General features: G+C 56.5%; 29 protein-coding genes. 16 read left to right on the top strand and 13 right to left on the bottom strand.

The window, feature by feature from the left end; translation table 11 throughout:
- Positions 1-31: 31 nt before the first annotated feature.
- The 8 genes from Z946_RS0105770 to Z946_RS0105735 all read right to left on the bottom strand — a co-directional run bounded on the left by Z946_RS0105770 (position 32) and on the right by Z946_RS0105735 (position 4,857).
- Positions 32-655 carry a trimeric intracellular cation channel family protein gene (locus tag Z946_RS0105770; RefSeq protein WP_025054778.1) on the bottom strand — a complete coding sequence of 208 codons (624 nt, stop codon included), beginning with the start codon at positions 653-655 and terminating at the stop codon, positions 32-34.
- A complete protein-coding gene (rnhA, locus tag Z946_RS0105765) occupies positions 652-1,104 on the bottom strand; it encodes a ribonuclease HI (protein ID WP_025054777.1) in 453 nt (150 codons plus the stop codon). The genes Z946_RS0105770 and rnhA overlap by 4 nt, the downstream gene beginning before the upstream one ends.
- Before the next feature lie 22 nt (positions 1,105-1,126).
- The gene (locus tag Z946_RS20465; protein ID WP_037969076.1) at positions 1,127-1,690 is read right to left on the bottom strand and encodes a class I SAM-dependent DNA methyltransferase; all 564 of its coding nucleotides are present in this window, start codon (positions 1,688-1,690) and stop codon (positions 1,127-1,129) included.
- Positions 1,687-2,145 carry a DUF3429 domain-containing protein gene (locus Z946_RS0105755; protein ID WP_375782147.1) on the bottom strand — a complete coding sequence of 153 codons (459 nt, stop codon included), beginning with the start codon at positions 2,143-2,145 and terminating at the stop codon, positions 1,687-1,689. The genes Z946_RS20465 and Z946_RS0105755 overlap by 4 nt, the downstream gene beginning before the upstream one ends.
- A 3-nt stretch (positions 2,146-2,148) precedes the next feature.
- Positions 2,149-2,763, bottom strand: a complete 615-nt coding sequence (locus tag Z946_RS0105750; RefSeq protein ID WP_025054775.1) for a LysE family translocator — start codon at positions 2,761-2,763, stop codon at positions 2,149-2,151.
- A complete protein-coding gene (locus Z946_RS21000) occupies positions 2,763-3,281 on the bottom strand; it encodes a putative glycolipid-binding domain-containing protein (RefSeq protein ID WP_025054774.1) in 519 nt (172 codons plus the stop codon). The genes Z946_RS0105750 and Z946_RS21000 overlap by 1 nt, the downstream gene beginning before the upstream one ends.
- Position 3,282: 1 nt before the next feature.
- The gene (gene ispH, locus Z946_RS0105740) at positions 3,283-4,233 is read right to left on the bottom strand and encodes a 4-hydroxy-3-methylbut-2-enyl diphosphate reductase (protein WP_025054773.1); all 951 of its coding nucleotides are present in this window, start codon (positions 4,231-4,233) and stop codon (positions 3,283-3,285) included.
- 69 nt (positions 4,234-4,302) lie between these two features.
- Entirely contained in the window at positions 4,303-4,857 is a 555-nt protein-coding gene (locus Z946_RS0105735) for a LabA-like NYN domain-containing protein (RefSeq protein ID WP_025054772.1), read from the bottom strand.
- Between the two features lie 171 nt (positions 4,858-5,028).
- Between Z946_RS0105735 and folK the strand changes: the two genes are divergently transcribed.
- From folK to recO, 12 genes are all read left to right on the top strand, one after another.
- Complete coding sequence (folK, locus tag Z946_RS0105730; protein ID WP_025054771.1) at positions 5,029-5,601, top strand: 2-amino-4-hydroxy-6-hydroxymethyldihydropteridine diphosphokinase; 573 nt, start codon at positions 5,029-5,031, stop codon at positions 5,599-5,601.
- A gap of 72 nt (positions 5,602-5,673) precedes the next feature.
- Positions 5,674-6,027, top strand: a complete 354-nt coding sequence (gene rpoZ, locus Z946_RS0105725; RefSeq protein ID WP_025043502.1) for a DNA-directed RNA polymerase subunit omega — start codon at positions 5,674-5,676, stop codon at positions 6,025-6,027.
- Positions 6,028-6,062: 35 nt separating this feature from the next.
- Positions 6,063-8,204, top strand: coding sequence for a RelA/SpoT family protein (locus Z946_RS0105720; protein WP_037969075.1), 2,142 nt, complete (start codon positions 6,063-6,065; stop codon positions 8,202-8,204).
- A gap of 57 nt (positions 8,205-8,261) precedes the next feature.
- Entirely contained in the window at positions 8,262-8,927 is a 666-nt protein-coding gene (locus Z946_RS0105715) for a DUF2062 domain-containing protein (protein WP_025054769.1), read from the top strand.
- A 12-nt stretch (positions 8,928-8,939) separates the two neighbouring features.
- Positions 8,940-9,689 (top strand): pyridoxine 5'-phosphate synthase, encoded by a 750-nt coding sequence (locus Z946_RS0105710; protein ID WP_025054768.1) that lies wholly within the window; start codon positions 8,940-8,942, stop codon positions 9,687-9,689.
- Positions 9,686-10,180, top strand: a complete 495-nt coding sequence (locus tag Z946_RS0105705) for a nucleoside deaminase (RefSeq protein WP_025054767.1) — start codon at positions 9,686-9,688, stop codon at positions 10,178-10,180. The genes Z946_RS0105710 and Z946_RS0105705 overlap by 4 nt, the downstream gene beginning before the upstream one ends.
- Positions 10,177-10,590 carry a holo-ACP synthase gene (gene acpS, locus Z946_RS0105700; RefSeq protein ID WP_025054766.1) on the top strand — a complete coding sequence of 138 codons (414 nt, stop codon included), beginning with the start codon at positions 10,177-10,179 and terminating at the stop codon, positions 10,588-10,590. The genes Z946_RS0105705 and acpS overlap by 4 nt, the downstream gene beginning before the upstream one ends.
- A gap of 54 nt (positions 10,591-10,644) precedes the next feature.
- Positions 10,645-11,481: a signal peptidase I gene (gene lepB / locus Z946_RS0105695; protein ID WP_025054765.1), complete on the top strand. Its 837-nt coding sequence runs from the start codon at positions 10,645-10,647 to the stop codon at positions 11,479-11,481.
- On the top strand, positions 11,478-12,164 hold the full coding sequence (gene rnc / locus Z946_RS0105690) for a ribonuclease III (protein WP_025054764.1): 687 nt from the start codon (positions 11,478-11,480) through the stop codon (positions 12,162-12,164). Before lepB ends, rnc begins: the two co-directional genes overlap by 4 nt.
- On the top strand, positions 12,161-13,087 hold the full coding sequence (gene era / locus Z946_RS0105685; RefSeq protein WP_025054763.1) for a GTPase Era: 927 nt from the start codon (positions 12,161-12,163) through the stop codon (positions 13,085-13,087). Before rnc ends, era begins: the two co-directional genes overlap by 4 nt.
- A gap of 63 nt (positions 13,088-13,150) precedes the next feature.
- A complete protein-coding gene (locus Z946_RS0105680) occupies positions 13,151-13,480 on the top strand; it encodes a DUF1491 family protein (RefSeq protein WP_025054762.1) in 330 nt (109 codons plus the stop codon).
- On the top strand, positions 13,480-14,205 hold the full coding sequence (gene recO / locus Z946_RS0105675) for a DNA repair protein RecO (protein WP_025054761.1): 726 nt from the start codon (positions 13,480-13,482) through the stop codon (positions 14,203-14,205). Before Z946_RS0105680 ends, recO begins: the two co-directional genes overlap by 1 nt.
- Here recO and Z946_RS0105670 read toward each other — a convergent pair.
- From Z946_RS0105670 to Z946_RS0105660, 3 genes are all read right to left on the bottom strand, one after another.
- Positions 14,189-14,548: an META domain-containing protein gene (locus Z946_RS0105670; RefSeq protein WP_025054760.1), complete on the bottom strand. Its 360-nt coding sequence runs from the start codon at positions 14,546-14,548 to the stop codon at positions 14,189-14,191. The genes recO and Z946_RS0105670 overlap by 17 nt on opposite strands.
- Before the next feature lie 39 nt (positions 14,549-14,587).
- Positions 14,588-15,106, bottom strand: a complete 519-nt coding sequence (locus Z946_RS0105665) for a TetR/AcrR family transcriptional regulator (protein WP_025054759.1) — start codon at positions 15,104-15,106, stop codon at positions 14,588-14,590.
- An 80-nt stretch (positions 15,107-15,186) separates the two neighbouring features.
- On the bottom strand, positions 15,187-16,875 hold the full coding sequence (locus tag Z946_RS0105660) for an acyl-CoA dehydrogenase family protein (protein ID WP_025054758.1): 1,689 nt from the start codon (positions 16,873-16,875) through the stop codon (positions 15,187-15,189).
- A gap of 144 nt (positions 16,876-17,019) precedes the next feature.
- Between Z946_RS0105660 and Z946_RS0105655 the strand changes: the two genes are divergently transcribed.
- Positions 17,020-17,784, top strand: coding sequence for a sulfite exporter TauE/SafE family protein (locus tag Z946_RS0105655; RefSeq protein ID WP_025054757.1), 765 nt, complete (start codon positions 17,020-17,022; stop codon positions 17,782-17,784).
- 19 nt (positions 17,785-17,803) lie between these two features.
- Here Z946_RS0105655 and Z946_RS0105650 read toward each other — a convergent pair whose 3' ends face one another.
- Positions 17,804-18,163: a helix-turn-helix domain-containing protein gene (locus Z946_RS0105650; protein WP_025054756.1), complete on the bottom strand. Its 360-nt coding sequence runs from the start codon at positions 18,161-18,163 to the stop codon at positions 17,804-17,806.
- 171 nt (positions 18,164-18,334) lie between these two features.
- Between Z946_RS0105650 and Z946_RS0105645 the strand changes: the two genes are divergently transcribed.
- Together Z946_RS0105645 and Z946_RS0105640 are read left to right on the top strand one after the other, a co-directional pair.
- Positions 18,335-19,264, top strand: coding sequence for a LysR family transcriptional regulator (locus Z946_RS0105645; protein WP_241461304.1), 930 nt, complete (start codon positions 18,335-18,337; stop codon positions 19,262-19,264).
- 73 nt (positions 19,265-19,337) lie between these two features.
- Complete coding sequence (locus tag Z946_RS0105640) at positions 19,338-20,060, top strand: hypothetical protein (protein WP_025054754.1); 723 nt, start codon at positions 19,338-19,340, stop codon at positions 20,058-20,060.
- 45 nt (positions 20,061-20,105) lie between these two features.
- Here the strand turns inward: Z946_RS0105640 and Z946_RS0105635 are convergent, their stop codons facing one another.
- Positions 20,106-21,704, bottom strand: coding sequence for a phosphoenolpyruvate carboxykinase (locus tag Z946_RS0105635; RefSeq protein WP_025054753.1), 1,599 nt, complete (start codon positions 21,702-21,704; stop codon positions 20,106-20,108).
- Between the two features lie 361 nt (positions 21,705-22,065).
- Here Z946_RS0105635 and Z946_RS0105630 point away from each other — a divergent pair, with 361 nt between their 5' ends.
- Entirely contained in the window at positions 22,066-22,767 is a 702-nt protein-coding gene (locus tag Z946_RS0105630; RefSeq protein ID WP_025054752.1) for a response regulator transcription factor, read from the top strand.
- The last annotated feature ends 1 nt before the right edge of the window (position 22,768 follow it).

Below are 22,768 nucleotides of genomic sequence, written 5' to 3'. Positions count from 1 at the left end.
AGCAACCGTAGGTCGGGCTCTGCGCCACGCCTCAGCTCTTGGGCGGTGTGCTTCTGTATACGGGCAGGTTCCAGCCAAAAGCCAATGATCCGGCACGCAAGATCCAGGTAGCCGCAGCGCAGGCCAGAAGGGCAAGCGGCGTCTCCAGACCATACACTTTCGCCACCGTTGCCGTGGCAGCCCCTGCGAAAGCGGCAGTTACGTAAAGCTCACCCTGCTTGAGCACTACCGGCACATCGCCGACAACTACATCACGCATCAATCCCCCCATGCAGCCGGTAATCATGCCCATGAGGATCACTATGGTGGTCGATTGCTCCAGCGATATCGCCACACCTACGCCCGCTGCTACTGCCACTGCCAACGCAAAACTGTCCAACCAGATCAAAGCCCGCATCCGGCTTTCAAATAGGTGCGCCGTGAAAAAGATGACCAGTGACGCTGCCGCTGCAACACCCAGATAGGTTGGATTGGCGATCCAGAAGATCGGATTACGGTCCAGCAAAAGATCACGGATCGTGCCGCCACCCAGTGCGGTTAGGCTGGCGATAAAGGCAAACCCGACCAGGTCAAGCTGTGCGCGGCTCGCGACCAGCGCACCTGTAATGGCAAAGACCAGCACAGAGGCGTAATCCAGAAACGAGACGATTGTCATGGCTTGAAAGGGGCCATGCCAGCGCGGGCCAATTCGTCCGCCCGTTCGTTTTCGGGGTGGCCTGCGTGGCCTTTGACCCATTCCCATGTCACATCATGGCGTGCATTGGCGGCATCCAGACGCTGCCAAAGCTCCGCATTCTTGACGGGCTTCTTGGCCGCATTTTTCCAACCGTTTTTCTTCCAGCCGAAAATCCAGCCGGTGATGCCGTTCTTGACGTAGTTGCTGTCCGTGACAATTGTGATCTTGGTAGGCCGGTCCAAAGCTTCCAGCGCGTGGATCGCCGCCAGCAATTCCATACGGTTGTTGGTCGTCTGGGGCTCGCCGCCTTTCAGCTCGCGTTCCTTGACCACCGTGTCGCCGTCCCGCGCCTGCATGAGCGCGCCCCAGCCACCGGGGCCGGGATTGCCGGAGCAAGCGCCGTCTGTATAAGCATAGAGATTAGCCATGTGCGTCGATCACCACCCAGCCTTAGTATTGTCCCGCAAGACCTTTGCCGTATCCGGTCCAGTTGCGGTCCGGGGTGAACCCTGCGGTGCGCAGCAATCCCTCCAGCTCTTCAATAGTGTAATACTCATAAAACCGTCCCAGATTATCGCGTCCGCCATCGGTGCCGGTTTTCATACCAATGAAAAATTGTCCACCGGATTTCAGCGCTTTTTGCAACGCTGCAAGGTGGCGCGGCAGATCAGCACGCGGGGCGTGCAACAGGCTAAAGCTGGCCCAGATGCCATCGTAGGCATCCACGTCGTTGATATCGTCAAAGAAGCCCTGTCGTGCGTTGACACCCTCGATCTTGTCCGCACGCTGCACCATTTCGGCAGAGGCATCGATGGCGGTGACCTTCAATCCGGCCTCTGCGAACAGGCGTGCATAGTTGCCGGGGCCGCAGCCCAGATCGAGCACATGTGCACCTTTCGGCAAAGAGGCTACAAATTCCTGATAAATTGGCTGTTCTTCGGCTTCCTTGCGCATCATCCGATCATAATCGTCTGCCTGGGCGTCATAGACGGCTATGGTTTCAGGTTCGCTCACAGGAAAATCCCGATGCAGAGACATGCAACAACGATGATCGTGAGTTGAACGCGCAAGGCCATCCACCATGCCGGGGCAAGCTCCCAGCGGTGGAAGGCGTAGTCGAGCAAAAGCAGCCCGATAAAGCCTGTTGTCAGGTTGGTCAGGGCACTGTTTACGCCGGTGCCGGGCATGAAGAACCACCATAGGGCGGGCAGGACAGAAAGCGCATAGGCGGCCGCGGCTTGCAGACCCTGTGCCTTGGTTGCAAACCCCCAGAGAACACCCGCCATGAAGGGTAGAATGATCCCCCCGTAGCGGATCATAATGAGTTTTCCATCGGTGGTCAGGGTCGCGGGCAGGGGCCAGTCAGGCAGCGCAAAGAGGTCCAGTACAAGTAGTGCGGCCCAAAGGAACGGGATCAGACCGGCAAGGCCAAGCAAAAGGGCGGCGGGTGGAATGCGTCCCAACAACATCGCTTAGGCCCTTTCCAGTGCCAGACGCCCCGCGAGTGCGGCAAAGATTGCGGCGAAGGATCGGTTGAGCCACGCCATGACCCGCTCGGAACTCAAAAGCCGTTTGCGCGCCGCAGCGGCAAACACCCCGTAGAGAACAAAAACCACGAACGTGAGGACCATAAAGATTGCCCCCATCAGCGTCATTTCAATCGTTGCGGTGGCGGCATTGCCACTCAGGAATGGTGGGAGCAACGCGAGGAAGAAAATCGAAAGCTTGGGGTTCAGAATGTTAATCAGCGCACCACGCCGCGCGATGATCCAGCCTGCCTCAGCGCTTTTGGTGGCCGAGACGGCAAGCGCACCACCAGATCGCAGGCTTTGCCATGCGAGGTAGAGCAAGTAGGCAACACCGGCCCATTTCACGACGTTGAAAAGCACGGCAGAGGTGTGAAGAATTGCCGCCAACCCAAGGGTTGCGGCGGCCAGATGTGGCACGATCCCGAAGGTGCAGCCTAATGCGGCCCAAAGCGCGGCACGCCGACCCTGACCAAGGCCAAGCGCGAGCGTATAGATCACGCCGGTACCGGGCGCGATGACGACGACAAATGCCGTCAGTAGAAACTGGAGTAAGATCATCAGCTTAGATCCTTTCGGCTACACAGACCCGGATAATCCGTTACCAACCCGGATTTGTCCACTGTGAGGTCGGCAGTGAAGCCGCTGCTCACGTTCGCATAGACCCAACCGTCCTCCCATCGTTTGTAGGTTTGTTCGACCACGCGCATCCCAAGATCGGGACCGCTGATCATAAGCACGTCAAAGGTGCTCTCGTCCTGCGCCTTCTGCATCAGCCGTTTAATGGGGAAGGTATTGGTGACCGCCGTCCAGCCCAGATCAAGATCAACGGCTTTGGCGCTGTTCGGCACAAGGCCCGTATTGGTCTCGAACCATCCGGCGCTGGTACGGTTGAGCGTGAGCCCGGCGGCATCGCTGGTCACTTCAAGCGATTGGCAGGTAAATCCGTTATCAAGGCCGATCATATACCGTGTGTCGCCATGCCTGCCGGTGACGCGCCAGCCGCTCGGTTGTCGTGTGAATTGTGCGCGATCATAGCTGCCGTCGTGCCATTCCCAGACGATCGACAGCCGGTCCATCTCAGGCGGGCTCCCGCAGGACTCTCGGCACTTTGAATTCGACGTTTTCGACGGCCGTCTCGACCAATTCCTGCGTCATCTCGTAGCGTGCAGCGAAGGCGTCAATGACTTCATTAATCAGCACTTCGGGCGCTGAAGCACCTGCCGTGATGCCAACGGAACTGATCCCTTCAAGGCTGCGCCAGTCGATATCATCGGCGCGTTGGACGAGTTGCGCGTATTTACACCCGGCGCGTGCGCCGACTTCGACCAGCCGTTTGGAATTGGACGAATTGGGCGCGCCAACCACGAGCATTGCATCGCACTTAGGGGCCATTGCCTTGACCGCTTCCTGCCGGTTTGTGGTGGCGTAGCAGATGTCTTCCTTGTGGGGACCGATGATATCGGGAAACCGTGATTGCAGCGCGCTGACCACATCGGCGGTGTCGTCCACACTCAGCGTTGTCTGGGTCACATAAGCGAGTTTTTTGGGATCTCTGATGGTGACAGTTTCGACATCTTGCGGTGTCTCAACTAAAACTACATCGCCCGGCGGCAGTTGCCCCATAGTGCCTACGGTTTCGGGATGTCCCGCATGCCCGATCATGATGATTTGCAATCCGGCGTCTGCATGCCGCTGTGCTTCGATATGTACTTTGCTGACAAGTGGGCAGGTCGCGTCCACATAGATCATATTGCGGGCCTGTGCGGCGGACGGAACTGATTTCGGGACGCCATGGGCGGAAAAGATCACCGGCCTGTCATCGGGACAATCGCTCAATTCCTCGACAAAGATCGCGCCCTTGTCACGCAGACTGTCGACGACGAATTTGTTGTGAACAATCTCGTGGCGGACATAAACGGGCGCACCCCATTTTTCCAAAGCCATCTCGACAATCTTGATCGCGCGGTCAACGCCCGCGCAAAAGCCCCGTGGCGCTGCAAGGTATAAAGTTAACGCTGGCTTTGACATGGTACGCTCCTTGGACCCTAACAGAGGTAATGGCTCAGACAGCCGGGGTCCAGAGGGTGCGCCATGCGTTCAGTCGTCGCGTGGGCCGTCATTCTCACGAGGAGGGCGACCAATCACGTCACGCAGGTCTTCCAGTTCGATAAAGTTATCAACCTGACGGCGCAGATCATCCGAGATCATCGGCGGCTGGCTGCGGATGGTAGAGACACACGAGACACGCACGCCCTGCCGCTGAAGGCTTTCTACCAGCGGGCGGAAGTCACCGTCGCCCGAGAAGATCACGATGTGATCGACATGCGGAGCAAGTTCCATTGCATCCACGGCCAACTCGATGTCCATGTTACCCTTGACCTTACGGCGGCCCATACTGTCGGTGTATTCCTTGGCAGGCTTCGTCACCATGGTGAAACCATTGTAGTTCAGCCAGTCCACCAACGGACGGATTGGCGAATACTCGTCATTTTCCAGAAGTGCCGTGTAGTAAAACGCTCGCAACAGCTTGCCACGGCGCATGAACTCGTGGCGCAGCAATTTGTAGTCGATGTCGAAGCCGAGCGTCTTGGCCGCTGCGTATAAGTTGGAGCCGTCAATGAAGAGGGCAAGACGCTCATCTTTATAAAACATTTCTAATTACCTTTCGACGTTCCCGTCGCCAAACTCATGACAGTGATGTAGCTTGATGCTGGGTCATTCAAATCAATTGTCGTCAATTAGGCCCGCATCCGCCGATGCGCGCTTGTTTAGAAGATTGTGCCTGCGCTACAAGCCCGAAAACAGGGGGAATAACGCCGAAATATGTGCACAGGCAATGATACAATACTGTTGGCGCTCGGTTCTAACCTCACGTCAGGTGCAGGAACACCTTCGCAAACACTGCGCGATGCTCTGCGTCGTCTGGAAAATAAAGGCGCGGTGATTCGCGCCATAAGCCCCTTTTATAGCACACCTGCGTTTCCTGTGGGGAATGGACCGGACTTTGTGAACGCTGCGGCAGTTGTGAGTGCAGAGTGGTCCGCGCAACAAACCCTCGATACGCTGCACGAGATCGAAGCGGCGCTGGGCCGCAAAAGAGACAAGCGCTGGGGTCAACGAACACTTGATATCGATCTTATTGCATTCGGTGAAACTGTCGCACCAGACCTGCAAACCTATGACAGGTGGCATAAAATGCGGTTGGACCAGCAGATGGACCAAAGCCCTGAGCATCTGATCCTTCCACATCCACGAATGCATGAACGCGCATTTGTACTGGTGCCGCTTGCCGATGTGGCCGCTGAGTGGGTGCATCCGGTGCTGGGGCGCACCGTTTTGCAGATGCGCGATGCGCTCGAAAAAGAAGATCTCGCAGCGGTGCGTTTGCTGGAATAACGGCTTGTAAATCGGGACAAAGCGCCCTAGGTAGGCGTCTTCTAAGCGCATTTTGAGATATTGGAGAATTCCATGGCACGCGTCACCGTAGAAGATTGTGTTGATAAGGTCCCGAACCGGTTTGAACTGGTTATGCTGGCGGCACATCGCGCACGTGAGATTTCTGCAGGATCTGCTGTGACTGTGGATCGCGACAACGATAAAAACCCCGTTGTCTCTCTGCGTGAGATCGCGGACGAAACACAATCCGCTGACGATCTGCGCGAGCGTCTGATCGAATCGAACCAGAACCAGATCGAAGTGGATGAGCCTGAAGAAGACGCAATGGCGCTCCTGATGGGTGCGGAGCAGGACAAGCCGGAAGAAGACAGCATGTCCGAAGAAATGCTGCTGCGTCAGTTGATGGCGGCACAAGGGCAGGGGTAAGCCCCTCCCGCCCGGCGCGGGTCATGAGGCAGATGATGGATACGACTGAAATCACTGCTGATGATCTGATCGCGCTTGTCCGGGCCTACAATCCCAAGACCAACGAAAAACGTCTGCGCGCGGCCTTTGACTTCGGCCACGAGATGCATGACGGCCAGTTTCGCCATTCGGGCGAGCCTTACTTCACGCACCCCGTCGCTGTCGCCGCCATTTTGACAGAGCAGCAGCTGGACGATGCGACAATCATCACCGCGCTGCTACACGACACTGTTGAAGACACCCGCGCGTCCTATAAGGACATCGAGCGGCTCTTTAGCGCCGAGGTGGCCGAGCTTGTCGATGGCGTTACCAAGCTCACCAATCTGCAACTGAATTCGACCGAGACAAAGCAGGCCGAGAATTTCCGCAAGCTGTTCATGGCGATGTCCAAGGACCTGCGGGTTATTCTGGTTAAACTTGCTGACCGTCTGCACAATATGCGCACGATCAAGGCGATGCGGCCTGACAAGCAAGTCCAGAAGGCGCGTGAGACAATGGATATCTATGCGCCGCTTGCGGGTCGTATGGGTATGCAATGGATGCGTGAAGAGCTGGAAGATCTGGCCTTCCGTGTGCTCAACCCCGAAGGCCGCGCCAGCATCATCCGCCGTTTCATCACGCTGCAACGCGAAACCGGTGATGTGATCCAGCGGATTACAGGCGACATGCGTGCCGAACTCGATAAAGCGGGCATAGAGGCAGAGGTATTTGGCCGCGCCAAGAAGCCTTACTCGATCTGGCGCAAGATGGAGGAGAAGGAGCAGAGCTTCTCCCGGCTGTCTGATATCTACGGGTTCCGTGTTCTGACCGGCTCGGAGGAAGACTGCTACCGTACCCTCGGGATTATCCATGGCCGTTGGCGGGCTGTTCCGGGACGGTTCAAGGATTATATCAGCCAGCCGAAATCAAACGGGTACCGTTCAATTCACACCACGGTGTCGGGCCGTGACGGCAAGCGTGTCGAGGTGCAGATCAGAACGCGCCAGATGCACGATGTGGCCGAGACGGGTGTTGCCGCGCATTGGTCCTACCGCGATGGTAAACGTTCGCGGAACCCGTTTGCCGTTGATCCGGCCAAGTGGATTTCACAACTATCCGAGCAATTCAACGCCGAAGAAAACCACGAAGACTTTCTCGAAGCGGTCAAGCTTGAGATGTATGCGGATCAGGTGTTCTGTTTTACGCCCAAAGGCGAGGTGGTCAAACTGCCGCGTGGTGCCACGCCAATCGATTTCGCCTATGCCATCCACACACGTATCGGGAACGATTGTGTGGGGGCCAAGATCGACGGAATGCGCGTGCCGCTGTGGACCCGTGTCAAGAATGGCCAGTCGATTGAGATTATTCGTGCGCAGGGCCAGACCCCGCAACCGACATGGCTTGATATTGCCACCACGGGCAAAGCCAAATCCGCGATCCGACGGTCCTTGCGCGAAGAAGACCGTGCACGCTTTGTCAAATTGGGTCAGGAGCTTGCCCGTTCGGCCTTTGCCCAAGTGGGGAAACGGGCAACGGACAAGGTACTGCGCACAGCAGCGAAGAACATGCGGATCGACAGCGCACAGGCCCTGCTGGCCCAGCTCGGCAGCTCAGAGATTACGGGCCGCGAGGTTGTCCAATCTGTTTATGCCGATATCACGCCCAGCAAAGGTGAACAGATTGATGCAAAGCGTGCTGTTGTCGGTCTGGAACCAGGGCAGTCATTCTCCCGCTCTCCCTGCTGCAACCCGCTGCCGGGCGAACGGATCGTGGGCATCACATTCCGCGGCGAGGGGGTGACGGTTCACACGATCGATTGCGCCTGCCTGTCCGACTATGAGGACCAGCCGGACCGCTGGATCGACCTGCGTTGGCATGACGGGAACCATCCAGCCGTCTATAGCACCGTGATTGATTTGACGGTGGGCAACGGCGCTGGCGTTTTGGGGCGCATCTGCACCTTGATCGGCGAAGCCTCCGCCAATATCTCTGATCTTGAGTTTCTTGAGCGGAAGCCTGATTTTTACCGGATTTTGATCTATCTGGATTTGCGGGATGTGGCACATCTGCATTCGCTTATGCTGACGCTTGAGGCCGAAAGCGATGTTGCCGCGATTGAGCGATATCGCAAAATTGACGCGCAATCGCCCACGAGATGACTTTGAGACCTGATAGCCCGCCATTTGGCAGCGACAGACGAACCCGGGATAGATGACTTGATTTTCAAACGCCGCGATCCGAAACCGACATTGCGTGCGATGGCCGAGTTTTTGTGGCCGCGCGGCGGTTGGGCGCGTGCATTTCACTATGTCAAACACCGGATGAAACGGTTGCCTGACAGCCCGCAGCGCATTGCGCGTGGTGTTTGGGCGGGTGTCTTCGTTACCTTCACGCCGCTTTTCGGTTTCCACATTGTGGCGGCGGCATTGCTGGCACGGCTCATGAAAGGCAACATGCTTGCCGCAGTCATGGCGACCTTCGTCGGCAACCCGCTGACCTTTGTTTTCATCGCACTGTCATCGCTGAAGACCGGCCACCTCATTCTGGGGACCGAGCTGGAAGAGGGAGAGTTGCGCACACTCAGCCGCAAGTTCGGCGACGCTGGCAGTGATCTGTGGCACAACTTCGTGGCAATTTTCACCGATGACCGCGTGGATTGGTCTGGCCTGTCGATCTTTTCCCGTGACGTCTTTTATCCATATCTCATCGGCGGCATTGTACCCGGCGTGATTTGCGCCACTATTGCGTATTACCTGTCTGTACCTTTGCTTCAGGCCTATCAGAAACGCAGGCGCGGACTGATCAAGGCCAAATTCGAGGCGCTGAAACAGAAGACGGCTGCCAAGGCGGATGCAAAACGCCGGGCGGACGAAGTGAAATAGAAAGGACGCGATATGGGATCTACGGAAAAACTGCGCTTGGGTGTGAACATTGACCATGTCGCAACTGTGCGCAACGCACGCGGTGGTGCGTACCCTGATCCGCTGAAGGCGGCAAAGATTGCGGAAGAAGCCGGTGCCGACGGCATCACCGCCCACCTGCGCGAAGACCGCCGCCACATCTCGGATGCCGACATTGAAGGGCTGATGGAAGGGCTTAGCGTACCGCTTAACTTCGAGATGGCTGCGACTGATGAGATGCAGCAAATCGCGCTGCGTCACAAACCCCACGCAGTCTGCATTGTGCCGGAAAAGCGCGAAGAGCGGACGACCGAAGGTGGTCTGGAAGTTGCACGTGAGGAAAACCGTCTTGCCCACTTTATTGCGCCTTTGCGGGAAGCGGGTAGTCGTGTGTCGATCTTCATTGCTGCGGACAAACGGCAAATCGAAGCGGCGAACCGCATTGGGGCGCAAGTGATCGAGTTGCACAGCGGTGCCTATTGCGATGCCTTTGCCGAAGGGCGGATGGATGAATCAAACGCCGAGCTGGAGAAGATGCGCGAAATGTCCGCCTTTGCCCATGATCTCGGGCTTGAGGTACATGTCGGCCACGGCCTGACCTACGACACCGTCACACCGGTTGCGGCATTTCCAGAGGTAAAAGAGCTCAACATCGGGCATTTTCTGATTGGTGAGGCGATTTTTCGCGGGCTTGACCCTGCGATCCGCGAAATGCGCCGCCTGATGGACGCCGCACGCGCATGACCGGCACCGTTGAGCCTACCGCGCTGGAGCGTGAGGTCATGCAAAGCATCAACGCTTGGGCTGCCGAGATTGGGGCTTCTGAAGGCAAGCCATCCTTTACGGCTGCGATCCTGCATGAAGGGCGCGAGTTGGTGCGTGGGCGGAACACTGCAAAACAGGATCAGGATCCGACCCGCCACGCCGAAGTCGTCACCATCGGCAAAGCGGCTGCGGCTTTGGGCACCCGTCGATTGAAGGGGTGCACGCTTATCTCGTCATGCCAGCCTTGCGAGATGTGTCTCGCCGCGATGCGCTGGGCGGGCATCGATCGGGTCATTTTCGGGGCCGAGCAGGAATACATTGACGATGAGATGTTCCGTTTCCCGGACCTGAGCCTGCCACAGTTTCACGCGGCTTGCGGTGGTGCTTTTGATTATTCGGGTGGTGTCCACGCCGAGATGGTCAATCACCTTTACCGCCTGGATAGTCCCCAATCCGGCAATAAAGAATGATCCTCGGGATCGGTACTGATCTGGCCAACATCGAGCGGATACAGGGCACGCTTGACCGCTTTGGCGACAGGTTCCGAAACCGTGTCTTTACCGAGATTGAGCAGGCCAAAGCAGAGCGGCGCAAGGATGTGGCCGGCACTTATGCGAAGCGCTGGGCTGCCAAGGAGGCATGTTCAAAGGCGCTTGGAACGGGGCTTCGCATGGGCATCTCATGGCGCGACATGGCCGTAAGCAATCTGCGCACGGGTCAACCGGTGATGAAGGTCACGGGATGGGCGGCAGAACGCTTGGCCAGCATGACGCCCGATGGTCATGAAGCGGTCATACATGTCACGCTGACAGACGATCATCCCTGGGCGCAGGCCTTTGTCGTGATCGAGGCTTTGCCGATTGCGACGACCCCACCTTGACAGCACTGCGTCCCGCCCGCATGTAACCCAAAACCTGAACCAAAAGGATGCGGCATGGCCGACAAGGAAAAATCCGGCAATGCCTTTGTCGAAACGATCAAGACAATTGTCTATGCTTTGCTGATCGCGGGCATTTTCCGCACCCTGTTTTTTCAGCCGTTCTGGATTCCGTCCGGCTCCATGAAAGAAACGCTTCTGATTGGTGATTTCCTGTTCGTGAACAAGATGGCCTATGGCTATTCCTACGCATCCTGTCCGTCGCTGATGCTGCCGCGTTTTGGAATCGAAGTAGATTCGCGTGACATCTGTGGAAGCTTTGACGGGGACAACACCCGCCTTTGGGGCGGTGAACCTGAGCGCGGTGACGTCGTGGTGTTCCGTCACCCAGTGTCGGGCCGTGACTACATCAAGCGTCTAATTGGTCTGCCGGGCGATACGGTACAAATGAAAGCGGGCGTTTTGCATCTGAACGGCGAAGCGGTTGCGCGGGAAGATACGGGTGTCTTTACAGAGGAAATGGCCGCGCAAGGGCCACAACGTCTGCGCCCCCGCTGTGAAAACGGCCCTGTAGGCGAAGGCGGCACGTGTGAAAAGTCACGCCAGATTGAAACGCTGCCAAATGGTGTCAGCTATTCCGTCCTGAACATCGCGGATCAGCAATCGGATCGAACAGGCGTCTACACTGTGCCCGAAGGGCATTACTTCTTTATGGGCGACAACCGCGACAATTCTGCTGACAGCCGTCTGGCGCAGCAGGTGGGTGGTGTTGGATTTGTACCCTATGAAAACCTGATTGGCCGCGCTGATCGGATCATGTTCAGCTCTGCCGGCACGTCGATGCTGTATTTCTGGACATGGCGCAGCGACCGCTTTTTCAAAGGGGTTGAATGAAGCTGAGCGGCGATCTCAAGGCCTTTGAAGGGCGCATCGGACACCAGTTTTCCGATCCCGCACTCCTGGTTCGTGCGGTGACTCACGCCTCCATGTCTTCGGCCAACCGTGACGACAACCAGCGGCTGGAATTTCTGGGCGACCGTGTGCTTGGTCTTGTGATGGCCCAAGCCCTGCTTGAACGTGATCCGGGTGCCAGCGAAGGGCAGCTTGCGCCGCGTTTCAATGCACTGGTGCGCAAGGAAACCTGCGCGGAAGTTGCGCGCGAGATTGATCTGGGCAAAGTGCTGAAGCTGGGCCGGTCCGAGATGATCTCGGGCGGGCGTCGCAAGATGGCACTTTTGGGTGACGCCATAGAGGCGGTTATCGCAGCGGTCTATCTGGATGCTGGTTTTGATGCGGCAATGGCGATGATCCTGCAGCTGTGGGGCAGCCGTGTAGACACTGTGGAAGACGATGCGCGGGATGCCAAAACCGCGTTGCAGGAATGGGCACAGGCCCGCAAACTGCAACCGCCCAAATATGTGCAGACGGACCGCAGTGGCCCTGACCACGCACCCGTTTTTACCATCGCAGCACGGCTAGAGACCGGAGAAGAAGCGCAGGCGATGGCCCCTTCGAAACGTGCAGCCGAACAGGCCGCAGCAACCTCGCTTTTGGCGCAACTGGAGAACGACACATGAGCACATCCGCCCCCGCCGACACGAGGGCCGGTTTCGTCGCCCTGATCGGAGAGCCGAACGCCGGCAAGTCGACGCTACTGAACCGCATGGTCGGGGCCAAGGTCTCGATCGTGACGCACAAGGTACAGACAACCCGCGCGCGCATTCGTGGTGTGGCGATGGAAGGTGCCGCGCAGATTGTGTTTGTTGACACGCCCGGTTTGTTTCAACCGCGTCGCCGTCTGGATCGCGCCATGGTCGCGGCTGCTTGGGGCGGAGCGGCGGACGCTGATTTAGTTGTTCTGCTGGTGGAGGCAAACCGCGGTGTCACCGAAGGGGTGGAGCGCATCCTTGAGGGTTTGGCCGATATCGGCGAAGGGCGCAAAGTGGCGCTGGCCATCAACAAGATCGATCGCGTTGATGCGCCTGTGTTGCTGGGACTGTCGAAGAACCTGAATGAACGTTACCCTTTTGCAGAAACATTTATGATTTCAGCGGAACGCGGCCACGGTGTGGATACCCTGCGCCACTGGCTTGCAGGTGAGTTGCCTGAGGGTCCTTGGCTTTATCCCGAAGACCAGATTGCCGATCTGCCCATGCGCATGATTGCCGCAGAGATGACCCGCGAAAAGCTGACGCTGCGGCTGCATCAGGAACTGCCATATCAGCTGACGGTCGAGACCGAGAACTGGGAAGAACGCCCAGATGGCTCTGCACGGATTGACCAGCTGATCTACGTGATACGCGATGGTCACAAGGGTATCGTCCTTGGCAACAAGGGTGAGACAATCAAGGCCGTGAGCAAAGCCTCCCGCGAGGAATTGGAAGAGTTTCTTGGCCGACGCATCCACCTGTTCCTGCAAGTAAAGGTGAGATCAAACTGGCTGGACGAAGCCGAGCGCTACACCGAGATGGGGCTGGACTTCAAAGACGGTAACAATTGAGCGGATGGTGCGCTCTATAAACGTGCAGGATTGGGTTCGTGGCCAAGTGAGGCGGGACGTGACATGGCACGGCTGACCGCGCGTTTTTGGGTCGATGCCTATCTGGCCCGTCTGTCGGTATATGACATCCCGGCTTTCGTCGTCGCGCATGGAGATGACACCGGTGGTGCTGTGCTGGTTAAGCTGGCAACGCTTGACGGGCAGGCGGTGCTCTTTCAGCGGTCCTTTGACCTGATGTCCGGCGAACGGCGCTGGGTAGAGCTTACCAGCGGAGAAGAACGCGATGTCGATGATACTGTCACGCGGCAACGCGGATTTGATCCTGACCTTTGGGTGATCGAGGTCGAGGACCGCCAAGGGCGCCATCTGCTGGATGCCGAAGGGCTGGAATAATGGAGTGGCGCGGGCAGGGCATTTTGCTGAGTAACCGCAGGCATGGCGAGACGTCGGCGATCATCGAAGTCTTCACTCCGGAACAGGGGCGTCACGCAGGCATTGTACGTGGTGGTACAAGCCGCAAGATTGCGCCGATTTTGCAACCGGGTGCGCAGCTTGATGTTGTCTGGCGCGCCCGTCTGGAAGACCACATAGGGACTTTTACGGTTGAGCCGGTGCGCAGTCGTGCGGCGGCGGCCATGGGGGACAGGTTGTCTTTGGCAGGACTGAACGCGGTGACGGCGTTGCTGTCTTTCTGCCTGCCGGAGCGGGAGGCCCACGCTCCTCTTTATGCCCGGACAGAGGCGTTGTTGGATTTGCTCGGCCAAGGCGAGCTGTGGCCGCTGGCCTATCTGCAGTGGGAACTAAAACTGCTGGAGGAAATGGGTTACGGGCTTGATCTGAGTTGTTGCGCTGTGACGGGTGCCACCGAAGGCTTGGTTTATGTGTCACCCAAATCAGGACGCGCTGTATCGGCCGAAGGCGCGGGAGAGTGGGCAGACAAGCTGCTACCTTTGCCGGAAGTCTTGCGCAATGAGGGCGATGCATCTGACGCGGAAATCTCGAAAGCGTTCAAGACAACCGGATATTTTCTGACACATCATTTGGCGCGTGATCTGGGTGACAAGCCCCTGCCCACAGCACGCGGACGGTTGATTGATGCGTTCAATCGCCAGCTTTGAACACCAAAAGATCGGTCTCGTCATTCGACAGAACCAGTAACCCGTCTGTTACTTTTGCAATCGTTGCTGCCTGAAGCGCGTTAAAGAATTCTGTCTCCTGCGCGAGGGACGGGCAGGCCATTCGCGTTGACCTGATGGGCTCTGCTCCAAACCAGGGAAACGGCACTGCGTTGCGGCTTTGGTAGCTGTTGCAGGGGCCGCGCCCTGCGATGACGTTACGGGTCGGAAAGGTCAGAGTTGCCTGACCGTCGAAAGTGTCCCCGTTCATTTCGATCAATTGCCACTCGTGGCCGGCGCCCCCGTAGCTGCGCAATGTTTCGTCACGCTGAAAAAGCGTCAGCATTAGGATAACGGCAAGAGCGATATGGCCTGGCAAAACGATCTACGCCAGCGCCAGAACGGTATCCACAAGCGCCTCAAACGGCGCGGTGTCGGGTTTTGCGGATAACAAGGGAATGCCGGTCAACGCGGCCTGCAAGGCGCGTGCGAAATCAGGATTGCGCAAACCCAATAGGCCCAAAAGCCGCGCTAGATAAGCAAGCCTTTCGGCATCCACTTCTGCCAGTACTCTAGCCGCGCGGCTGTCATTTTGTGCCCAGATACGCAGCTGCGGTTCCAGTTTGGAAGCGAGGACAATATGCCCGAAGCTACGCAACCGTTTGTCGGCGTCGCCCTCTTCTTCCAACAGGACAATTATTTCACCCAGCGCCTGCTCTTGCCAGGTTGCCAGTATGGCGTCTTGAAAAGCTGGAACATCTTTGAAATGCCAGTAAAAAGACCCCTTGGTTGTGCCAAGGGCGCGGGCCAGGGGTTCGGCAGCCAGCGCATTCGGGCCGCCTGTGGAACAGGCGTCAAATCCGGCGGTTATCCAGTTATCACGGGAGAGGCGGGCACGTTTCATTCGTCTGTGATACGGCTCCGAATATGACTGTGACAAGGGGGAGCTAAAAGGCTCTGCTCCCCCTCGACGCTGTTTTCGTTTTAGCCAAGAATGCGCCGCGCAATGACCTGCGCTTGAATTTCGGCAGCACCTTCAAAAATGTTGAGAATACGCGCGTCGCACAGCACGCGGCTGATCTTGTATTCCAACGCAAAACCATTGCCGCCATGGATTTGCAGTCCGTTGTCTGACGCAGCCCATGCAACACGTGCACCAAGCAGTTTCGCCATGCCGGCCTCGACATCGCAGCGGCGTCCTTCGTCCTTTTCGAACGCGCTGAAATAGGTCAGCTGGCGGGCCACCATGATCTCCACTGCCATCATCGCAAGCTTTGATGACACACGGGGGAAGTTGATCAGCGACTTGCCGAACTGTTTTCGGTCCTGCGCATATTGCATTGAGATATCGAGCGCGGATTGTGCCACACCGATGGCCCGTGCTGCGGTCTGGATGCGGGCGCTTTCAAAGGTCTCCATCAGCTGTTTGAAACCCTTGCCCTCTTCGCCGCCCAGCAGGTTCTCTCCTTTGACGTGGAAACCGTCGAAGGCCAGCTCGTATTCCTTCATGCCGCGATAACCGAGGACCTCGATTTCGCCGCCGGTCATGCCATCGGTCGGGAAAGGGTTTGCATCGTCGCCGGGTGTTTTCTCGGCGAGGAACATCGACAGTCCCTTGTAATCTGACGTCTCGGGGTCGGTGCGTGCCAGCAATGTCATGATGTGGGTCCGCGCCGCGTGTGTGATCCACGTTTTGTTGCCGGTGATCTTGTAATCGTCACCGTCCTTCGTTGCGCGGGTGCGCAGGCTGCCAAGGTCGGAGCCTGTGTTCGGCTCGGTGAATACCGCTGTTGGCAATGTCTCGGCAGAGGCCAGACGCGGCAACCACTTTTCTTTCTGCTCCTGCGTGCCGCCTGCGATGATCAGCTCTGCCGCAATTTCGGAGCGCGTGCCGAGAGAACCGACACCAATATATCCGCGCGATAGCTCTTCGGAGACAACGCACATGGAGGCTTTGGACAGACCCAGCCCACCAAATTCTTCGGGGATGGTCAGGCCGAAAACACCCATCTCAGCCAGCTCTTCGATGATCTCCATCGGGATCAGCTCATCCTTGAGGTGCCATTCATGTGCGAAGGGTTCGACCTTTTCAACGGCATAGCGGCGGAACTGCTCCCGAATCATTTCCAGTTCTTCATCCAGACCGGTGTTCCCGACGCTGACGTTTGCAGAATGTTCCTGCATCAGCTCGACAAGACGGGTGCGTGCGTTCTGGGTGTTGCCGCCCATCGTCAGCGTCTGGATTGCGGGCTTCATCAGGCCGCGCATGTCCTCCTGGCTTAGCCCCAGATCCTGCAGGCGCAGAATCTCGCCCTGGTTCATTTGAATGCCGCCATAGATCTGCCAAAGGTATTCACCAAAGGCGATCTGGTGGATCAGTTGTTCGGTCTCGCCAAACTTGCCCTCAGACTGAAGCGCTTCGGCCCACCGCTGCATCTCACGCAGGGACTGGGCGTATGTCGCAAGCCAGGCAAGACCATGAGCGGCTGTCTGGTGCGCTTCGATCAAACCGGCAGAGACACGACCATCTTTACTGACCATGCCCCGCACGCTTGTCTTGGCTTTCTCTAAAAGCGCCTCGACCGGCGGCACAGCAGCAGCGGTCAATCCCAACAAGTCTTCCAGCAGAACCGGAGCCTGCGCCAATGTCATATCCTGACCGTCATGTGCCATGTGTATACCCTCTGATTTTCTGCAATGCAGATACCGCCTTCGCAAGCGCAGCACAATAAAGATACTTTTTGCTGCGTCAATTTGTTCGAAAATTGCGCGACCACTTTGGCCGTGCACCCCGTTTCAGAGGTGCTATGTAGGGCCATGGACGTTCTTTTCCCGTTTCTGGGACCACTCACCTTCATATGGGCCCTAGGTATCGCTTTTTGCGCGGGATTCGTCAAAGGCGTGGTCGGTTTTGCAATGCCGCTTGTTCTGATTTCCGGCCTGACGCTGTTTCTTGCGCCGGAACTCGCGCTGGCGGGACTCATTATTCCCACGTTGGTTACCAATACCATGCAGTCGCTGCGTCACGGGCCGCAGGCGGCGTGGCGGTCTATCAAGGACTTCCACTATTTTCTGATCGCAGGTGGAATCACACTGGTTGCTGCCGCGCAGACAGTGCGCATCGTGCCGGACACAGTACTGTTGCTTGCGATCGGCATACCGACCTTTGCTTACGCCTTCATCCAGCTCTTGGGCTTTGCCTTTTCGCTCAGCAGGCGCAGTGCGCGCGTTGAGATTGCTGTGGGTGCTATTGCCGGTGTCATGGGCGGGTTTGCAGGTGTCTGGGGTCCGCCGACGGTGATGTATCTTACGGCCCTGGGTACACCCAAGGCAGATCAGATGCGGGTGCAGGGCGTGATTTATGGTGCCGGGTCACTTGCGCTTTTCGGAGCGCATATCGGGTCTGGTGTGTTGCGGAGTGACACCATACCCTTTTCTGTGTTGCTAATTCTGCCCGCTGTTTTGGGTATGTGGGTCGGGGGCAGGGTCGTAGACCGGATCGATCAGGTGATGTTCAAGCGTGCGACACTTATCGTGCTCTTGTTCGCCGGTGCTAACCTTGTTCGGCGCGCTTTGACCTGATCTGAGGTGCGAGGGTATTCTACCCGCGCTTGGCCACAGTCATACCGGATACGTCTTCGATAAACGTCACGATCCGCGTTTTGATTTCATCGTCTTTGATGGCGGCCAATGCGCTGACGATTTCCATGCCGGGGTCTTTTTGAGGGGCGGCGTTCTCGTTGTCGTGAAAACCTTCAAAGAAATAGGACGGCGGCACTTCAAGAATCTGCGCCAGTTCAAAGAGGCGGCTCGCTGCAATCCTGTTGGAGCCGATCTCATATTTCTGGATCTGCTGGAAGGACAGTGCGAGTTTTCGCGCAACATCCGTTTGTGACAGCCGTCTTAGCGTTCTGATCTGCTTCAGTTTGCGACCGACGTGAATATCAACAGGATGGGACATACATTAACCTCTGGTTGTGACTTTCATCATTAGTCGCCTAAATTTGTCGATCCATTCAATTAGCTAGATATTTTATTTTCGGTAAAAAATATCTCTCGGTCGGTAAAATAAATCAACCTGAGGTGTATGATTTTTGTTGCGTTAGTGGGTGATTGATTTACCCTGACGCTAATGAACGTCAACGCACTCATACCGGATTCGCCGCCTTTACCTGTCGCGGCTGACGCGGCGCCAGCGCCTGTGTCCGCTCCTGCGCTGCTGTATGAGATGATCCGTTCCTTCACGACACTCGCCCGTACGCTCAACCTCAGCCATGCTGTGACGGAGCTGAACAGCACCCGTCAGACCTTGCGTCGACATATCACGCAGCTTGAAGAAGCGGCCGGTCAGAAGTTTTTTGTGATTGAGGGGCGCCATTACCAGCTGACACCGTATGGTGAGGAAATGCTGCCCGAAGCGTTGGATCTGCTGGCGCGTGGCAAACTTTGGGTAACCGGGCAAACCGGTCACGTGAACAACCTGCTTCGGTTCTCTCATGAGGCATCGAGTGGTTGGAGTTATTATCAACAGCAACAACCACTTACCCATATTTGGGATGCAGGATCGGACCTGTTGCGAGACTCTGTTACTGGTTGGAGCAAAGCCGATGGATATCTCGAGTCGGAGGCGATGGCAGGCATCCGCCCCTACTTGATGGTTTACCGTCGGTCGGACCATGGATGGATCTGCTGTGAGATCGGTGAGAATTCGTTCTACTCCGGATGGTGGGGGTGGAAAAACGCCCGCAGCAGCATCGGTCGGGATCTGGGAAAGTTCCCCGGAGGTGCCGATTTCGAAGGACTGATGAACCAGTCTTTTGAGGAGGTGATGGCCACCGGTGGCCTGCGTCTGGACGAAGTCGTTACACAATTCCCACGCGAAACGGGCGGTGAGCCGTTCCCGCTTGCGTACCAACGATTGCTGCTGGGGGGGCGGTTTCCGGACAACAGTTTTGCATTGATATCGATCGTAGAAAGGTCACAGAAAATTCGCATTCAAGGGTTAGATCAGTCTGTGCTTGAGCAGATGCCCGCAGATGCTCAGGTCGACTACCGCAGGTAGACCGGCAAAAAACAAGCCAAAGCGCTACAAGTGCGCTACTCTAGGGTGAATCATCATTCTGGAGGCGGGTAAGTTGACACTACTGAACTTTGACGACGGGGCACGATTTGCGGCACATTGTTCGCAATTGTTGTCAGATTTGGGCATTACTTTGACGTTTGGTAATGATTTTGAAGCCTATCGGGCAATTCTCGAAAAGGCACGACCGAATCAGATACTTGGCGCTCCTTTCGATCCAAGTCTGCATGATTTGAACGAATCCAATGCATTTTGGACCATCGGCTACAGCGACAAAGGTGATGTGATCCATACGCAAGCGATGCGAATGATCGACACCGGCCAAAAGCCGCTTGCTGATTACCTTCGCTTCAACTTCCGTGATTTCCCGCCACCGGGCATTGAGCTTGATCTTCAGCGATCGCGATTCAGGGCAGGACCAAGCGTCTCAAAAATTACCGGCACGACATGTTATCACGGTGAATTCTGGATCGGCGGCGCACCCGGAGAGTTCAGGGGAACGGGGCTGGCCAGCATTTTGGGCCGCAATGCGTTCTGGCAGGCGATGAACCGGTTTGACCCCGACTATGTATTCTCGTTCATCGAAAAGACTGTCGCCAACAAGGGGTTCGCTGTTCGGCAGGCATACCTGCATTGTCAGCCACAGGCGCTTCGGTGGTACCGTCCGGAAAATGATAAGCCGATTGAAGGCTACATCGGGTATATGGACAGGGCCGAAATGCGGTTCGTGCTCGAAATGCCTGTGCCTGTCGAAGACGTTCAGATCAGAGCTGCTTAAAATTTGGGCCGCAGGCTGCATTGGCAGTCTGCGGCTTTGTTCGAGTTAACCGATTGCGGCGTTCTTCACGTCTTCGTCGATGAATGGCAGATACTGCTCGAAGTTGCTCGAGAACATGTTCACCAGTTTGGCCGCCTGACGGTCATAGGCTTCCGCGTCATCCCAGGTGCGGCGTGGGTCCAGCAGGATATCCGGAACGCCATTTACGGCTACGGGAACTTCAAAGCCGAAGTTCGCATCCTTGCGGTATTCGACATCTGCCAAAGCGCCTTCAAGAGCGGCAGTGAGCAGATTGCGCGTAGCTTTGATCGGCATGCGGCTGCCTGTGCCATAAGCACCACCCGTCCAACCAGTATTGACCAACCAGCAGGTCGCGCCATGTTGGGCGATTTTTTCACGAAGCAGGTTGCCATACACTTCCGGACGGCGGGGCATGAACGGCGCACCAAAGCAGGTTGAGAACGTAGGCTCCGGTTCGGTCACGCCACGCTCTGTGCCGGCAACTTTGGAGGTGAAACCGGAAAGGAAGTGATACATCGCTTGCGCGGGTGTCAGACGTGCGATGGGAGGCAGCACACCAAACGCATCGCAGGTCAGCATGATGATGTTTTTGGGGTGACCACCAACGGCCTTTTTCGATGCGTTGGAGATATAGTGCAGCGGGTATGCGCAACGCATGTTTGCTGTCAGGCTATCGTCGTCGAAATCCAGTTCTTTGGTTTCGTCGTCGTAAACCATGTTCTCGATCACCGTACCGAACTTCGAAGTTGTGTCGTAGATCTCCGGCTCCGCCTCGCGGCTCAGATTGATCGTTTTGGCGTAACAGCCACCTTCGAAGTTGAATGTGCCGTTGTCAGACCAGCCATGTTCGTCATCGCCGATCAATGTGCGCTGTGGGTCCGCCGACAATGTCGTCTTGCCCGTACCGGACAGGCCAAAGAACACGGCCGTGTCGACAGGATTGCCTGTCGCGTGGTTGGCCGAGCAGTGCATCGGCATGATGCCTTTCTCCGGCAGAAGGTAGTTCAGCAGGCTGAAGACGGATTTCTTGTTCTCGCCCGCGTATTCGGTGCCACCAATCAAGATCAGTTTGCGATCAAAGTTCATCGCAATCACTGTCTCTGAGCGGCAGTTGTGCTTTTTCGGGTCCGCCTGAAAGCTCGGGCAGTTGATGACGGTAAAATCTGCTGTGAAATCATCAAGATCGGCACGTTCGGGACGGCGCAGCATGTGACGGATAAACAGACCGTGCCAGGCCATCTCAGTCACCATGCGCACGTTAATCGCGTGACGCGGGTCTGCACCGCCGACCAGATCCTGCACGAAATACTCGCGGCCCTGCATATGGGCGATCATGTCATCATAAAGTGCATCAAACCCTTCGACAGACATTTCCGCGTTATTTTCCCACCAGATGGAGTCTGCGACGCTGGGTGTCTTTACGACATGTTTATCTTTTGGCGAGCGACCGGTGAATTTGCCGGTGGTCACCAGAAAGGCCCCGCCGTTCCCCAAAGTGCCTTCACCGCGCTTGATCGCCGTTTCAATCAACGCGGGTTCCATCAGGTTGTAATAGACATTGCCCAGCCCTGTGATCTGTTGATCCTCAAGGCGGAACTGCGGGTTTACCCGTCCAAATGTCATAAAATTTCTCCTGTAGGCGCGCATATCTGGGCGCAGAGCTAAGTCAGTGGATGATCTCACCACGACCCTTTCGGGCCTTATTGCGCCTCTTAGCACGGTGGTTTTGGGAATGAACAGACAGCCTTGGAGCAGTTAGCGCCATCATGGCGAACTTTGGCACGAAAGGCGCGAAACCGGCAAATTTGAAACAACAAGTATCGGGCGAAAGTGCGGCAATTTAGTCATTCCTAACCAAATTATAGCGGAAATGAGACCCAGCCTTAGGGTGATTCGCACTTAAAGATTGATTCGAGCAGGAAAAACCGTGATCAATGTGGCAAAACACAAAAAACGATAATTGAGCAGTACAAGGAAACGGGCAATGTCAAAAATTGCATTGGTGGACGACGACAGGAATATCCTGACGTCTGTGTCGATGACTCTTGAAGCCGAAGGTTTCGAGGTGGAAACATACAACGACGGGCAAGCCGCGCTCGACGCATTTAACAAGAAACTTCCCGATATGGCTGTGCTGGACATCAAGATGCCGCGCATGGACGGGATGGATCTGTTGCAGCGCTTGCGTCAGAAAACGGCAATGCCGGTTATTTTCCTTACATCCAAGGATGATGAGATTGACGAAGTGCTCGGTCTGCGCATGGGCGCGGACGACTACGTAAAAAAACCGTTTAGCCAGAGACTGTTGGTAGAGCGTATCCGCGCTTTGCTGCGCCGTCAGGACGCCGTCGACACTGGCGAGGTGGGCGACACCGAAGAGACCAAAGTCATGGATCGTGGCGATCTGAAGATGGATCCGCTGCGCCACGCCGTATCGTGGAAAGGCAAAGACGTGTCCCTGACGGTCACGGAATTCCTTTTGCTGCAGGCTTTGGCCCAGCGTCCCGGTTTTGTTAAATCGCGTGACCAGTTGATGGACGTCGCCTATGATGATCAGGTTTATGTGGATGACCGCACTATCGACAGCCACATCAAGCGCTTGCGCAAAAAGATGCGCACAGCGGATGATGAATTCTCCGCGATTGAGACGCTTTACGGTATCGGCTACAGATATAACGAAGAGTGAT

Origin of the sequence: Sulfitobacter noctilucicola (assembly GCF_000622385.1) — a bacterium.
GTDB classification, from domain to species: domain Bacteria; phylum Pseudomonadota; class Alphaproteobacteria; order Rhodobacterales; family Rhodobacteraceae; genus Sulfitobacter; species Sulfitobacter noctilucicola.
Note: the sequence above shows the minus strand (reverse complement) of the source record. Positions and strands in the feature narration are given on the sequence as shown.